Here is a 1,710-nt window from a genome sequence, read left to right as displayed (position 1 = left end):
ATAGGGGGGGGTTGGGGGCGGGGTGGGGTGCCGGGGCGCCCTTGCGGAGGGGCGCGGGCCGTCGGCCCGATTGCGCTTCCGGCGTGGGGGCAGGCGAGCGCCGGCGCCCGCCCGCGTTGCCCCGTGCGCAGCGTCGGCAGCACATTGTCGACCATGGCCTGGAACACCTGCGGCACGCCCGCCATGACGTAGACATTGCCGATGATGAAGCCGGGCGCAGTCGACACCGGATTGGCGATGTGTGCCGCACCGCGCGGCATGCGCGCCATACGCTTGCGCGCTTCGGTGAATTCCATCTCGCGGCGCTTGTACATGTCACCGAGCAGTGTCATGGCCGCTGCATCATAGTCGCAGCGAACGCCAAAAGCCTTCGAGACTGCGTCCGCGGTGATATCGTCATGCGTCGGGCCTATGCCGCCCGAGGTGAAGACGTAGTCGTATTTGCCGCGAAGGGCGTTCAGAGCCTCGACGATCGCGTCCTCGTCATCGGCGACGATCCGCACCTCTTTGAGATCGATGCCGGAAAGCTGAAGCATATCCGCCAGATGGCCAATGTTTTTGTCCTTGGTTCGGCCGGACAGAAGCTCATCGCCGATGGCGACCATGGCGGCGGTGATGACGGTGTCAGTGCTCATGAGAGATATCCGATGATGGGGCTTTGCTATAGGTAGCGCCGTTTTTCCGGCTTGCAAATGGCGGCACCCGGTCGCGGCAGAAGGCGAGGGAACGGTAAGTGAATTTAGGCTACATTACATTGAACGCCGAGTCCTGCGCAGGCAGGTTATGCTCAAGGAAGCGCTAATAGGACTTCGTCCGGACAACTATACAACCTGTGCCGCGAGCGAGTTCGTCATGGCAAAGGTCCTCGTTCTTTGCTATTCGGCGGCCTATGGCCAATCGAAACCATGGCATATGCCGTTGCGGAAGGCGCCAAGTCTGCGGGCGTCGAAGTCACTGTAAAGCGCGTTCCGGACCTGGTTCCCGAAGAGGTCGCAAAGTCCTTCAATTCAAATTCGATCAGAAAGCTTTGATCCCAACCGTCGCTTCCAGGGCGAGATGGCCGTTGATGAGATCAAGGGCAGCTCGCCCTTCGGAACGTCCACGATCACCGACGGCGATGGCTCGCGCCAGCCTTCAGCAATCGAGCTGGAATCCGCGAAATACCAGGCCGCGCACGTCGCAAGGGTCGCGGCGAAGCTCGGGTAAGACGCTTTTCGATCAAATGGTAGAGGTGCGACTCATCGCCGCGCCGTTGCTTGGCCGCAAGTGGGGCTTTCGTGCAATTCCTGTTGATTTTGACCGAAGCAGCTTCACGCGGCGCCAAAGTCGGCCGCTACCCGTGAAACTGCAGCGCTATGACCAGCAACATGGTCCCGGCAAGCATGCTCCCGAACAAACACGCAGCGGCTGTTTTGTAAAACTTGAGACGCCGCGCCCTTTCTCCACTCCAATCGTAAACCATCGTCTTACTCCCACAAGACAAGCTTACACGCACCGTGGCACAGTAATTCGTGCATCCGCAAAGGCGCCTTCGAGCCCTGCCACCTTTCAGATGCCGGCATAAAATCATATTTATTGGGATTGATAAAGATGGTGGGGCGAGACCAGTGGGCGCATAGTACTTTCCGCGGCGGATGTACTGACCTGCGATGTCGTCCTATGTGCCAATAGGACCGGAGATTTTGATGCGCGCTGTTATCGCTTCCCTGC

General features: G+C 59.5%; 1 protein-coding gene and 1 pseudogene. One reads left to right on the top strand and one right to left on the bottom strand.

Annotation, left to right across the window (positions count from 1 at the left end; genetic code table 11):
- Positions 1–635, bottom strand: a 635-nt coding sequence (locus C9413_RS31870; protein WP_246703916.1) for a molybdopterin-binding protein, incomplete at its 3' end; no start/stop codon positions are given.
- 217 nt (positions 636–852) lie between these two features.
- Between C9413_RS31870 and C9413_RS31865 the strand changes: the two are divergent.
- Positions 853–1,206: pseudogene (locus C9413_RS31865) on the top strand (hypothetical protein).
- Positions 1,207–1,710 lie beyond the last annotated feature (504 nt).

Source organism: Rhizobium sp. SEMIA 4085 (assembly GCF_013004495.1).
Classification (GTDB): domain Bacteria; phylum Pseudomonadota; class Alphaproteobacteria; order Rhizobiales; family Rhizobiaceae; genus Rhizobium; species Rhizobium gallicum.
This window is presented reverse-complemented; position numbering and strand designations above follow the sequence as displayed.